General features: G+C 51.2%; 12 protein-coding genes. All 12 read right to left on the reverse strand.

Annotated features, from left to right (window positions below; translation table 11 throughout):
• Position 1 precedes the first annotated feature (1 nt).
• The 12 genes from ACNI29_RS08250 to ACNI29_RS08305 all read right to left on the reverse strand — a co-directional run bounded on the left by ACNI29_RS08250 (position 2) and on the right by ACNI29_RS08305 (position 13,257).
• Positions 2-583 (reverse strand): formyl transferase, encoded by a 582-nt coding sequence (locus tag ACNI29_RS08250; protein WP_419781725.1) that lies wholly within the window; start codon positions 581-583, stop codon positions 2-4.
• Between the two features lie 11 nt (positions 584-594).
• On the reverse strand, positions 595-1,656 hold the full coding sequence (gene pseG / locus ACNI29_RS08255; RefSeq protein ID WP_419781726.1) for a UDP-2,4-diacetamido-2,4,6-trideoxy-beta-L-altropyranose hydrolase: 1,062 nt from the start codon (positions 1,654-1,656) through the stop codon (positions 595-597).
• Positions 1,646-2,341, reverse strand: coding sequence for a pseudaminic acid cytidylyltransferase (gene pseF / locus ACNI29_RS08260; RefSeq protein WP_419781727.1), 696 nt, complete (start codon positions 2,339-2,341; stop codon positions 1,646-1,648). The genes pseG and pseF overlap by 11 nt, the downstream gene beginning before the upstream one ends.
• A 3-nt stretch (positions 2,342-2,344) precedes the next feature.
• Positions 2,345-3,490 carry a UDP-4-amino-4,6-dideoxy-N-acetyl-beta-L-altrosamine transaminase gene (gene pseC, locus ACNI29_RS08265; RefSeq protein WP_419781728.1) on the reverse strand — a complete coding sequence of 382 codons (1,146 nt, stop codon included), beginning with the start codon at positions 3,488-3,490 and terminating at the stop codon, positions 2,345-2,347.
• A gap of 9 nt (positions 3,491-3,499) precedes the next feature.
• Complete coding sequence (pseB, locus tag ACNI29_RS08270) at positions 3,500-4,492, reverse strand: UDP-N-acetylglucosamine 4,6-dehydratase (inverting) (RefSeq protein WP_419781729.1); 993 nt, start codon at positions 4,490-4,492, stop codon at positions 3,500-3,502.
• Positions 4,493-4,504: 12 nt separating this feature from the next.
• On the reverse strand, positions 4,505-6,220 hold the full coding sequence (locus ACNI29_RS08275; protein WP_419781730.1) for an ABC transporter ATP-binding protein/permease: 1,716 nt from the start codon (positions 6,218-6,220) through the stop codon (positions 4,505-4,507).
• Positions 6,221-6,223: 3 nt separating this feature from the next.
• On the reverse strand, positions 6,224-7,183 hold the full coding sequence (locus tag ACNI29_RS08280; RefSeq protein ID WP_419781731.1) for an NAD-dependent epimerase/dehydratase family protein: 960 nt from the start codon (positions 7,181-7,183) through the stop codon (positions 6,224-6,226).
• A complete protein-coding gene (locus ACNI29_RS08285) occupies positions 7,176-8,354 on the reverse strand; it encodes a glycosyltransferase family 4 protein (RefSeq protein WP_419781732.1) in 1,179 nt (392 codons plus the stop codon). Before ACNI29_RS08285 ends, ACNI29_RS08280 begins: the two co-directional genes overlap by 8 nt.
• Positions 8,351-9,496, reverse strand: a complete 1,146-nt coding sequence (locus tag ACNI29_RS08290) for a glycosyltransferase (RefSeq protein ID WP_419781733.1) — start codon at positions 9,494-9,496, stop codon at positions 8,351-8,353. The genes ACNI29_RS08285 and ACNI29_RS08290 overlap by 4 nt, the downstream gene beginning before the upstream one ends.
• Before the next feature lie 3 nt (positions 9,497-9,499).
• Positions 9,500-10,657: a DegT/DnrJ/EryC1/StrS family aminotransferase gene (locus tag ACNI29_RS08295; RefSeq protein WP_419781734.1), complete on the reverse strand. Its 1,158-nt coding sequence runs from the start codon at positions 10,655-10,657 to the stop codon at positions 9,500-9,502.
• Between the two features lie 39 nt (positions 10,658-10,696).
• Positions 10,697-11,224, reverse strand: coding sequence for a winged helix-turn-helix domain-containing protein (locus ACNI29_RS08300; protein ID WP_419781735.1), 528 nt, complete (start codon positions 11,222-11,224; stop codon positions 10,697-10,699).
• 161 nt (positions 11,225-11,385) lie between these two features.
• Positions 11,386-13,257 (reverse strand): polysaccharide biosynthesis protein, encoded by a 1,872-nt coding sequence (locus ACNI29_RS08305; protein ID WP_419781736.1) that lies wholly within the window; start codon positions 13,255-13,257, stop codon positions 11,386-11,388.
• Between the last annotated feature and the right edge of the window lie 3 nt (positions 13,258-13,260).

The following is a 13,260-nucleotide window of genomic DNA, read 5'->3' on the forward strand; positions in this document are numbered from 1 at the left end:
TCTACCTGCCTTTGCTCATTTTTAATGCTGAAATTGTCGCTTCAATATCCGCTTCCCAACCGCCGTCAAACTCCGGCAGGTCGGATAATTTATGATAGGTTCCCTCGCCCTGCTGTTGGGCGGGGGTGTAGTTTCCTGCCAATAAAGCGGGAATGTTTTCAATGAAAAGCTGTTCGATCTCGGAAATCAACCGGGCATAAGTTTCAGCGAAGTTCTTTTCATCAGTAAAAGAAACCTTTTTTTGATAGATAATATCGCCTGTGTCCACTCCCTGATCAACTTCGTGGATAGTCACTCCGTGGGGAGTTCCGTCATAAAATGCCCAGAAATTAGGATGCGCCCCGCGGTTGAACGGCAGATAAGAGATGTGCAGGTTGATTGTTTTCCGGGGGTGCTTCTCCAGAAATCCAACAGGAATTATGTGGCTGTAACCGAATGAAATGATCAGGTTGTAGTCATTGTAGTCTTTATCCCAATCAAGTTTTAGCGCGGTCTGGTCTACTGTGCAGCCATGTTTTTCCAGCTCTTTAATCAGGCAGGTACGGCTTTTATCGTAGCCGAGAAATAGTATTTTATGCGCCATGACGATGCCTTTTAAGCTCTGTTTAAAAAATTTATGATCCGGGAAACGCCGTTTCCGTCGACCAGTTTATGTCCATTCTGTGCAAGGGTTTGCTGCTTTTCGGAGTCTTTGATGATGTTTTTTACTGCGTTTGTGATCTGTATTTGTTCAACGGATTCATCTCCGCCAAGATAAAGAGCAGCTCCTGCCGCCTGCAATTGCTCGGCGATTCGGAGCTGGTTGTCGGCGGTGGTGATGATGATCAGCGGCCTGCCGATACAGCAGACTTCCCAGCAGGAAGAGCCTCCGGCCCCGATAAACAGATCACTGGCGGCGATGAGTTCAGCCATGTTACTGACGTTGGATTTGATTTCAATGTTATGGACAGAAGTTTCGGCAAGCTCGTACAGGTTATCAAGATGGGGATTGGCCGGACCGGCAATAACTTTGACCCTGATGTCTGCCGGGACTTCTTCCAACGCTTTCAGGATGGTGGCGGTACTGTTTTTGGCGTCCGCACCGCCCATGCTGATCAGGATATTGAATTTATTTTCCGTAGTTTCGGGCTTGTTTCGGGCAGCCATGCGGAATTCGTTGCGCAGCATTGTGTACTGCACTCCGGCAAGAATCCGGGCATCGGGATTAATTTTGTACTTGATGCTTTCGGAGCCGAGGTTCTGGTTGAGCAGGACTGCGCAGGTATACTCATCCAGATGATTGTAATCATCCATTACCAGCGTATTCGGGTGCGCTTTTCTGATTGTATTTTGATACCCGGCATCGAGAAAGTAGCCGTCCAGAACGATCCAGCTGCCAGCGGCGAGAGTTCCCGCGATTTTTATCAGCTGCTCAGCATCCAGCTTGGAATCGGGGTAGGAAGTCTCGATAGGTACGAACTTCAAACCAAATTTAGCGACCGTTTCCAGCAGGGCCGGATTCGAAATGTTGCCTGCAAGGATTGCATCCCCGCCTCCGGAGATCCATTCCTCGGCCAAAGCCAGACAGCGCATGACATGACCTATGCCGATGCTGGAGTTTGCGTCTGCACGAATCAGCAGGGTTTTCAGTGTTGATGCAGTCTTGTTATCGGGCACTTTTCTTTAAAATTTCAAATTTTAGTTCGGCGGTTTCCCAGTCTTCGAGGGTATCAATATCCTGCACCAGATTGCGGGGGAGGATAACCGGAAGTGTTTCGCTGGAATAGAGCTGCGGATTCTTGCGGAACCTGTCGCAGTTTACCCAGTAGAACTGTCCGGCATCATGATAGGCTTCGGGGAGATCCTGTGAACGGGTATTCTCATGTTCAGGCCAGAACATTTCAGTGTATCCGCGATCATTGATCTTCAACGCCCGTTGAATGGGAAAAGGAAAACTGGTCACAGAGAATGTGGAATGGGCATTGTTTTCCTGCAGCAGCTCCAGCCCTTTTTGCAGGTCGGAGGAGCGCACAAAGGGCGCGGTGGGGTAGATGCAGCAACCGTTCTGCACGTCCATGCCCTTATCGATCGCCCACTCAATTGCATGCAGCAGCACCGGGGCTGTGGGGGTGTGGTCGTCGGAAAGCTCTTCAGGGCGGCGGAAAGGGACAGTTGCCCCGCATTCCTCTGCAACGGTGGCGATTGAGTCAGAGTCTGTGGAGACAATGACTTTATCGAACAGTCCGCTTTCAAGGGCGGCGGCAATGGAATAGTAAAGAATCGGCTTGCCCGCGAATTCCTTAATATTCTTGTTCTTGATGCGTTTGCTGCCGCCTCTGGCCGGAATGATCGCGATATTCATGGCTTAAACCTCAGCCAATGCTTTCTTTACCGTTTCAACCACGTACTTAACATCTTCGTCTTCCATGAGCGGGAACATGGGCAGGGAAATCAGTCCCTTGTATGCTTCCTCGGCAACGGGGCATAGCCCTTCATGGGTTCCGAAGTTGTCTTTGTAGTAGGGGTGCAGATGGACCGGGATGTAATGGACCTGTACGCCGAGGTCGTGTTCACGCAGGTAGTTGAAGACCTGTTTACGCTTCTCGCTGCGGTTTTCGCCTTGCAGGTTGATCACGTAAAGATGGTAGGCGTGCTTTGCTCCGTCCTGCTTGCCAAGGGGGGAAAGTCCTTCCATCTCTGCGAATTCACGATCATACATTGCGGCTATTTCACGCCTTCTGGCAATCCATTCCGGGAGTCTGGAAAGCTGGCTCAAGCCCAGTGCGCACTGGAAATCGGTGATGCGGTAGTTGAAGCCGAGGTCCTGCATTTCATAGAACCAGCCGTCGCGCTGCCTGAAATCAGCGGTGATGCCGTGATTGCGGAAAATGCGCATGCGCTTGTCGTATTCGGCGTTATCGGTCACGGCCATGCCGCCTTCCCCGGTAGTCATGTGCTTGACCGGATGGAAGCTGTACAGGGTGATGTCTGCCAGCGTACCGACTTTTTTGTCGTGCAGGCTGCCGCCGATGGAATGGCAACCGTCTGCTGCCAGAAAAATTCCGTGCTTGTCGGCAATTTTACGTAACGCAGCGTAATCGCAGGGCTGTCCGGCATAATCAACCGCGATGATTCCCCTGGTCCTGGGAGTGATCTTTTTCTCCACCTCTGCCGGGTCGATGAGCAGTGTCTCAGGGTCGACATCGGCGAAGACCGGGGTCGCTTTCATGTAGGCTACACAGTTGGCGGAGGCCGCAAAGGTCATGGGGGGGACGATAACCTCATCCCCTTCCTTGATATCAAATGCGTACATGGCCGCATGCAGGGCTGCTGTGCCGCTGTTGACAGCCACGCCATGAGCTGCTCCGGACATTTCAGCCACAGTTTGTTCAAATTCCGCTACTTTGGGACCTGTGGTCAGCCAGCCGGAAGTCAAAGCATCTGTCACAGCTTTGAGATCCTGTCCGTCTATGCACTGGCGGCCATATGGAATGTTCTTGGATGCGCCCATGGAAAGTGCCTATTTATCGATTTTCAGGGTTGAAACCATTTCGATCAGACCTGCTTCATCCACCCAGTCGACGTTGCTGTCGGAAGTGTAGACAAAATCTTCGGCAACGGGTTCGCCGCCGATCATGTCCGCCTGCTTGGTCATGAATCCGGTGTCCGGCTTGATAACGTAGTAGCCGTCGAATTCCGCGGTGTTACGGGCGTCATCAATGGAAATCATCATCTCGTGCAGCTTTTCGCCGGGACGGATACCGATGACCTTCTGTTCACAATCCGGTCCCATGGCTGATGCCAGATCGGTGATCTTCATGCTCGGAATTTTCTGAACGAAAATTTCACCGCCGACCATTTTCTCAAAGCCGTCCAGAACAAACTGTACCGCATCTTCAAGGGTGGTCCAGAAGCGGGTCATGCGCGGATCGGTGATGGTCAGGGTTCCGCTTTCGCGCTGCTTGAGGAAGAGCGGGATAACACTGCCGCGGCTGCCCACAACGTTACCGTAGCGGACGACGCTGAATTTGGTGTCACCGGAACCTGCGTAGAGGTTACCGGCTACAAAGAGTTTATCGGAGCAGAGTTTGGTCGCGCCGTAGAGGTTAACGGGGCTGACCGCTTTGTCGGTGCTCAGGGCGATGACTTTTTTTACACCTACGTCAATGGCGGTGTTGATGATGTTCTGCGCGCCGAGAACGTTGGTTTTGATCGCTTCAAAAGGGTTGTACTCGGAAGCGGGAACCTGCTTCATGGCAGCGGCGTGGATTACGAAATCAACACCGCGAAAAGCGCGGTAGAGCCTTTCCTTGTCGCGCACGTCACCGATGAAATAACGCATGCAGGGAAATTCCTTGTCGGAGAATTTGCGTGACATTTCATATTGTTTGTATTCGTCGCGGCTGTAGATGATCAATCTCTGGGGAGAATAGTTTTTAAGGATCATTTCAGTGCATTTGTGCCCGAAAGAGCCTGTTCCGCCAGTAATCAGAATAGTTTTTCCATTAAACATTATATTCTCCTCTTAACCTTTGAGGCTGGTTTTATCTTCAACAAGGCTGATGCCCCGGTCTTCAATTTTATATACTTTGTCGCACCGCTCGATGGTTGAGAGACGGTGTGCAATAATGAGCAGGGTTCTGCCCTCGCTCACTTTAAAAATATGTTGCATGATCCTTTCCTCGGTATCTTTGTCCAAGGCGGAAGTGGCTTCATCAAGGACCAGCAGGTCCGGGTTGCCGTACAGGGCGCGGGCTATTGCTATGCGCTGCTTCTGACCACCGGAAAGGTGTGAACCGTCCTCGCCGACCGGGGTTTCCAGTCCTTGGTTCTTTTCCAGAAACGGGGTCAGTTCGGCTTTATCCAGAGCATCCTTAAGAGCGGCTTCGTCATACTCGCGTCCGAAGACAACATTTTCGGCCACACTGGAGTCGAAAAGATAAATGGACTGCGGAATGTAGCCGATCTTCTTTCTCCAGCTGAGCATGTTCGCTTCGGTCAGCCCGGTTCCATCGACTGTGAAATCGCCGGAAAAGGAGGTGTACATGCCGATAATTATGTCCGCAAGAGTGCTTTTCCCGGCTCCGCTTTCCCCGATAAGGGCGGTTTTCTCGCCTTTAGGGATGGTCAGGTCGATGTTGGCAAGCACTTCTTTTTCATCTTCACCGTACTTGAATCCGAGCTTGCACAGTGAGATTTCTTTATCAAATTCCAGCGGCCCGGAGCCGAGCTTGTGGGTATCTATCTGGTAATCCGCGTGGATGAGTTCCAGCGTTTTATTGTAATAAAGCATGTTATTGAAGCTGCTGAGCATCCTATTCACCGAAGGCAGCAACCGGTACATGGCCAGCGCGTAGAGTGAAAGGATGGGGATGATCTGCTGCACCTGCATGTCGTAATGGATGGCGCAGACAATAGCCGCGATTAGCAGCGAAAATCCGATGCATTCAAGGGAAAGGCGCGGGACTGTATTGTAGGTGGCATTCATGACCATTGCCCGGGCAAAGCCCTTCCCGGCATCGTCCAGTCCTTTGACGGATGGTTCTTCGCAGGAAAGCAGCTTGATGAACTTCAGGTTACCGAATGACTCGTTGATTATGCGGTAGAAAACATGCTGGTATTCGTTGCGTTTAAGGCCTTCTTTCTTGATCAGTGTAGAAATAGTTTTAACCAGAAAAAGAACCATGCAGCCCAGAAAAAGGGTGATGGCCAGCGTGATCTTGTAGTCCACGAAAAGCAGGGTGGCGTACAGGAAGCTGGCAACGAATATCTCGGAGATGAACAGCAGCAGAGAATAGTAATATCCCCCTGCATACTGGGCCTCGGAAACGAGGTTCTTGGTCAGGTCGGAAGTGTTACGCTTCAGCATATCCTGATATTTGATATGCATGTAGTTGGAAAACAGCTTTGTGGAAAGGCTGTGGAAAACCCCTTGGGCGAAGTTCTGGATCAGGTAGATGTATCCCAGGTTTATCAATCCCCTGACAAGGTAGAATGAAACCAGCGCCAGTCCGAAAATGACAACAAATTCTTTTTCGCTGCCAAACCCGAGCAGGTTGTAGACATAGGCATAATATTCATTGCTCTGGGCAAGGGTGAAATCGTTAGCCAGAGTAATGAACGGCAGGATTGCTGAAATCCCTACAGTTTCAATGCAGGAAATGACTATGGACACAAAAACGAGGCTTACGAGGCCTTTTTTTTGTGTCGGAGTCAGTATCGCCAGAATTGTTTTGTACATCGTTTAATCTTCAATCTCGTAATCATTCATGTACCAGTCCACAGTGGTCTTCAGACCCTCCGCAAGCGGGACTTCCGGCTCGTAGCCGAGTACTTTCCATGATTTGGAAATATCGGAGAGGCGGTCTTTAACCGCGTCCCAGTTGCGTCTTTCCTTGAACACGATTTCAGACGATGATCCGGTGTATTCGATGATCATCTTTGCCAGGTCAATGATCTGGGTCGGTTTGCCTGTTCCGCCGTTGAAAATATCGCCGTCCGCAACTTCGGAAAGCGCGGCAAGGGTCAGCAGCTGTGCCGTGTTGCCCACAAAGGTGAAATCGCGGGTTTCAGTGCCGTCCCCGGTGATGTAAAGCGGTTCGCCCTTGATGGCTCGGACAATGAAATTGGGGATTACATTGCGGTAGGGACCATGCGGCTCATAGGGACCGTAGGTGTTGAAGACCCGGATGGAGACTGCGGGAAGCTGGTACATGGAAGCGTAGTACTTCACGTACAGTTCGGCAGTGTATTTGTTGATGGCGTATGGTGTTTCGTGGGGATAGATGTAGTCATCCTCGCTCATGATGGCGGCGTTGCCGTATACGCATGAGGAAGAGGTGTAGACGAATTTCTTCAGTCCCTTATTCTTTTTGCAGATTTCCAGCAGGTTCATGGTCCCGATGATATTGGCCTGCACATCCTTGAAGGGATGGTCCACGGAATTCTGGTTGGCGAAATGGGCCGCCAGATGGAAAACGTAGTCCGGTTTGAACTCGTCCATTTCCTTGCCGTAGGAATCAATTTCCCCGATATCGGCTTTAATAAAAGTAATGCGACTGTCATCCGGCAGGTAGTTTTTGTAGCCGGAAGAAAGGTTGTCGATAACCATGATCTCGCCGACTCCGGCCTTGATCATCCGCTGTATTAAATTCAACCCGATGGCACCTGCGCCGCCGGTGATAAGTATCTTGGCATTATTCATTGAAAAGAGACTCGCGAATGTTTTTATAGCTGTTGTTCATGTTGTAGTAATTCTTTCCTTCCTCACGCAAAGGGGCGGGCTCTGTTGAGTCCAGCCTGCGAACAAGGGCGGCGATGGAAGGCACATCGGCGCTGTCGGCTACCAGCAGCTCTTTTTGGATGTCACGCACTATCTGGGTAGTGGTTGAAGAGAGCGGGGTTAAGGCCACAACCGGTTTGCCCGCGCCGATGTAATCGGCGAGTTTGGAAGGAAAGAACGGTGAATCCTTGAGCGGGGCATCGATGACCAGGAGGATGTCCGCTTCCGAAAGGACTTTAATTGAATCCAGATAAGGAACTGGATTAAAGAATTTGATCTGCTCCGGGCATTTGCGTTCTGCCAGCTGGCGTTCATCATCCTTCATGCGGCCGTAAAAATGGAACTCAAGATTCTTCGGCTGAACCTTGCTGACCGCCTCGATGAGCGGTGCTGCGGAACGCAGTCCGTAAATATTCCCGGTGTGGGCGATGATTTTCTTATCAGGGTCGTTCAGTCTGCGGGTGTAAAGGGTCGGGTCAAAGACATGGGGCAGGACTTTGATCTTGTCCTGATCCGCATTCAAGCCCTTCACGAAAAGCTCTTTGGTCTTTTCAGAGGTGACGGTGATGGTGTCGGCTCTTGAAATTACTGTGCGCTCGTACATCCGGTTGATCTTACGCTGAAGACCTGTCCGGTATGTAAGGTACGGATTAAGTGTCCAGGGATCGGAAAAATGTGCGGTCCATTGCAGGTTGCGGTCAGTTTCTTTCACAGCCAGACCTGCCAGATGGTTCACCAGCGGGGAGGAATGGGTGTAGAGCGCGTCAATCTGAAATTCTTTAATCAGGTTGATTGCCATTTTGGCTGCAGGGAATTTCCACCAGAATTTGCGGTCGGTGACTTCCAGCCCTCCGCAAAGGTAATGCAGCCATTTTTCACCGGGAAGTTTGTTTACCCGGTGGATGGTCAGGTTCTCGTGATCCTTGCACAGCTGCTGGTCCAGAAATTCGAAATCAGGATCTTCGCAGCAGGTCAGGACGTGGACCCGGTGTCCGCCGCGCGCCAAAGCACAGGCCCTGCGCTGGACCTGAATGGATTCCGGCGAAAGGATCGGCGGAAAATCGTATGTGATGAACAGAATTGATTTTTTCATAGCCCGATTAGTTCCCTGTGGATATCTGCAAATACTTTTTCCGCATGTTCCGGACTCCAATTATCTTCGGCAAAGCCGACGGCTCTGGAACCATACTCGGCGCGGTTTTCCTCACTCCGATAAAACTCAATTCCCGAACGGTAGCCGGACGGTGAATCTTCCACCATTCTGGCTATGTTATTTTCAAATTCAGGAACAGGTGTCCCCCTACGCGAATTAAACAAAATGGGCAATCCGCACAGGGATGTTTCCAGCACCGTCTTGGGGAATTCGCTGTACTGGGAGTGCCCGGCGAAAATATCATATTCGTGCATGGTCCGGCAGAGTTCATCATTGGGCATGGAAGGTATGAAACGTACTTTTTCTTCCAGATTCAACTCCCGCACCAGTTCTTCGGCTTCCTGAATTTTGCCGCCGCTGCCGACAACTGTCAGCTCGGCATCGAAATCCTGCAGTGCGTGGATGATGTTCAGGGGATTCTTTGCCGGAATGACTCGCCCCACATATAAAATCTTAAGCGGCCCGGATGAACAGTAATCCGTTTTGCGGACGATCTTTCCGGGGTTGATTACGTTGTAGGCAACAAAAGGATCGTTGGCCCCTTTGGTTCTGGCATAATCCAGGATCGAGCCGTAGACGCAGCTGACCTTGTCGGCCCTTTGCAGGGTGTATTTTTCAACACTTTTAGAAAGGGCGTAAAAGACCTTGGTTCTGAAATCCACTTCCGGGTTGGCCCGGGTCTGGTCCGGCTGGGTGTGCAGGGAAACGAATAAGGGAATATCGAGTTGATCCTTTATTCGGGCCGCCGCATAACCGTTTATGAAATTACCGTAGCAGCGGATGAGGTCCGGTTTGATTTCTTCGGCAAGTTTCACGGCCTGATCAGCCCAGTTTTTAAGCATGCAGGGACGCCAGAGTGTTCTGGCAAGCAGTCCCATGCCCGAAGGTAGATTGTGCAGGGTCAGCTTTGCGTCACCCACGGTCCTTTGCAGGGCAGCATGGTCTGGTCTGTCATCATTGGTCATCAGGATGTGCACGTCACTGAAGACCCCGCCGGGATTGTAGTAGCGGTCAATAAGTTCGCCTTTCCCAATGATATGGGAAAGGCGATCTGTAATGATGACAAGCAGGGTTTTGCTCATGCGTTAGGCATTCCTGATGATGTCGGCGATGTATTCCTGCTGTTCCCTTTCAAGGTATGGGTGCATGGGAATTGCGAAAATGCGGCTTGCTGCATCTTCACTGATCGGGCAGTCGCCCATTTTGTAGCCGAGATCATTGAAAGCGGTCTGGAGGTGAAGCGGAATCGGGTAGTAGATCGGGGAAGGAATTCCCTTTTCCTGCAATGCGGCCTGAATGCGTGAGCGGTGTTCGCTGTCTTTGGCAAGCGGGCAGTACTGGGCCCATACGGAGCGGTATCCTTCGGGAACGGAAGGAGCTGTCAGGCCGTCGATACCGTCGAGGAGCTTAGCGTAGGTGTCTGCCACCTTGTCACGCAGGTCCACTTCTTCAGGGAAAATGTCGAATTTGGCCTGCAGGATTGCTGCCTGCAGGGAGTCCAGACGGCCGGTGATGCCGAGACGGACGTTGTCGTAACGGTCCGGGCCCATGCCGTGGATACGGTGTGAGCGCAGGCGTTCGATCAGTGCGTCGTCGTCGGTGAAACACATTCCGCCGTCACCGTAGCAGCCCAGGGGCTTGGCGGGGAAGAAAGAGGTGCAGGTGATGTCACCCAGAGAGCAGGCGCGTTTGCCTTTGTATTCGCCGCCGAAGCTCTGCGCTGCGTCTTCGATGAGGAAGAGGCCGTGTTTGTCGGCAACAGCTTTGATTGCTTCGTAATCGGCGGGCAGACCGAAAATATCAACGGAGATGATGCCTTTTGCGGTCAGACCGTCAACTTTGGGCAGGGGAGTGCTGCCGTCGCCGCTTTTGAGTGCTTCGATGGTTTTATCGAGCTTTTCGGGGTCGATGTTGAAGGTGACCGGATCGATATCGACGAAAACCGGGGTCGCACCGGTCAGGGCGATGGTTTCTGCTGTGGCGAAGAAGGTGAACGGAGTGGTGAAAATCGCGTCACCGGGTTTTACGTCCAGAGACATAAGCGCGAGAGTCAGCGCGTCTGTTCCGGAAGCGCAGCCGAGAGCGTGCTTTGTGCCGCAGTACTCAGCCAGTCTTTCTTCGAGTGCCGGGATTTCAGGGCCCATGATATAGGCGCCATGATCAAGAACAGTATCCATGTTTTCGCGGACCTGTTTTTCAACCCGGGAAAACTGCTTTTTAAGGTCAATAAATGGAATATTCATGAGATTAATTCTCCATGTTTTGATGCAAGTTTATATTGCTTAGACAACCTTCCAATTGGGTCGTCTTAAATAAATTTCACTGGTTCTATCGAATTCCTTGGTATCAAGGACCATGATTCTGATCTTACGTTTTATCGCTTCCTCGGCCTTGTTGCAAAGGTCACCGATACGTTCAGAATTGGTCTCATTACCGATGATGAGTACATCGATGATGCCTGAATCTATCCCCTTGGCGTAATCATCAAGAATGTAGACTGAATCAACATCGCCGATAGTGGAGAGAATATATTCCAGAATCTGGTCGATCCCGATATATTTACGCACAATGGAACTGATTTCAGGAAAAAAAGGATGGGAAGAGTTGGCGTTGTAGAAAATGTAGCGTCCTTCCTTTTTCTTGTTCAGGTAGCCCGCTTCACTTAATCCGTCCAATTCCTCTTTCATGGCATTGGGCGAAACGTCAAATTCTGCGGCTAACTCCCTGAGATAAGAGGAAACATCAGGGTTGAGGAACAGCTTGAGCAGCAGTTTGATTCTAGTTTTGGATGTGAATAGTTCTTTCAGCATGATGCGAGTTTGTTACGTTATTCTGAACAAACAGTCAATCAGAGTGCTGTGTCAGTATGGCGAAGATCATGTTCAGGAGAACCGGAAAACTGCCGGATTATGTTGTTTATCGGCAGTTCCGGGATGTTTATAATTTATGATCGGTAAGTGGTTTGGCGGGCTTAGCAATCTTCATCAAATTCAGGCACGGCTGCGTGAAGCATGGTTCTGACTTCCTCGGCCTGGAATTTATCGGCTGCCTCTTTCATTTCGCAAAGCTGTTTTTTGAAGTAGGCGGAGTAGGCTTCAAGGTCTTTCTCAACACCTTTCAGGACCATGATTTTGTCATGTTCGGTGCGCACAATTCCTTCACCTTCGGTGATAAGTTCTTCGTAGAGTTTCTCGCCTTCACGCAGTCCGGTAAAGATGATTTCAATGTCTTTGTCCGGTTCCTTACCGGAGAGCCGGATCAGGTCGCGGGCCATGTCGGCTATTTTGATCGGGTCGCCCATTTCAAGGATGAAGATTTCCCCGCCTTCAGCCATGACCCCGGCCTGTAAAATAAGTTGGGCCGCTTCGGAGATGGACATGAAATAGCGGGTCACGTCTTTGTGGGTGACAGTGACCGGACCGCCGCGTTCAATCTGGCGGCGGAAAAGGGGAACCACGGAGCCGGAAGAACCGACAACATTTCCGAAACGTACAGCCATAAAGGTGGTCTCTGAGTCGTGGAACAAGCGCATGAGTAATTCGGTCACGCGCTTGGATGCACCCATGATGTTGGTGGGGCGCACGGCCTTGTCCGTGGATACGGTCACAAAGCGGGCGACACCGTGCTTATCCGCTGCGGTCATGACGTTTTTGGTCCCGCAGATGTTGTTGTGCACTGCCTGCCACGGGTTGCGCTCCATCATGGGAACGTGCTTGTAGGCGGCAGCGTGGAATACGGTGTGCGGCTTGTAAGTATTAAAGGTCTCATCCATGAGCAGTTCGTCCTGCACAGAACCGAGCACTGTTACGTAGTCATGGAAATTAAGCTCGTGGTGCAGTTCCATCTGGATGGCGTAGAGGTTCGCTTCGCTGGAATCCACAAGAATGAGCTTGGCGGGATTAAAGCGCACAACCTGACGGACCAGCTCCGAACCGATGGAGCCTCCACAGCCTGTAACCAGCACTGTCTTGCCGGAAAGGTATTCGCTGATGGCGGAGGAATCCAGCTGTACCGGGGCGCGTCCAAGTAAATCCTGATAGCTGACATCGCGCAGGGCCTTGATGCCGACCTTGCCGTTGATGATTTCATCCATGCCGGGCAGGATTTTATAGGGCAGTCCGGTTTCCTTACATGCGTCGATAATTTCGCGCATTTCTTTACCGGAAGCTTCGGCCACGGCAATGAGGATCTCATTGACGCATTTATTGGCTACCAGCTCCTGTATATCGGAAAGTGGTCCGAGCACCGGAACACCGTGAATGGTCCGGCCTCTTTTGCTTTTGTCATTGTCCAGAAAGCCGATAGGCAGGTATTTGAGCTGTCCGCTGCTTCTGATTTCGCGGACGACTTTTTCCCCGGCCCGTCCGGCCCCGATAATAAGGACGTTTTCGCCGTTCACCGGGCAGCTTTCCGGGGAAAGCTGGATGGAATTACCGTCCTTGATGGCATAAAAAGAACGGATCATGACCCGCATGCCGCCGCACATGAAAACGGTCAGCAGCCAGTCGATGATGAATACACCGCGCGAGAATCCGCCGAAACCGAATTTGTAGAGCACTACAGTGATCAGGATCAGCGATTGCAGGAAAGTGGCTTCCAGAATGTGCCAGAGGTCACGCAGGCTGGTGTACCGCCACATGCCCCGGTATAGCCCCAGTCCCAGAAAAACGGAGAATTTAATGACCAGCGTGTACTTGAGCAGCTCAAAGCACTGGGTCTGGGCATAGCCGGGCAGGTTAAAATCAAAGCGGAACAGATAGGCCCCGTAAAATGCACCTATGAAGATGATCAGATCCAGAAGGATCATGACGTAGAAATTTATATTACGCAGGTTGTGAAGCATAAA

Origin of the sequence: Maridesulfovibrio spiralis (SeqCode) (assembly GCF_048571135.1) — a bacterium.
Lineage (GTDB): Bacteria > Desulfobacterota > Desulfovibrionia > Desulfovibrionales > Desulfovibrionaceae > Maridesulfovibrio > Maridesulfovibrio spiralis.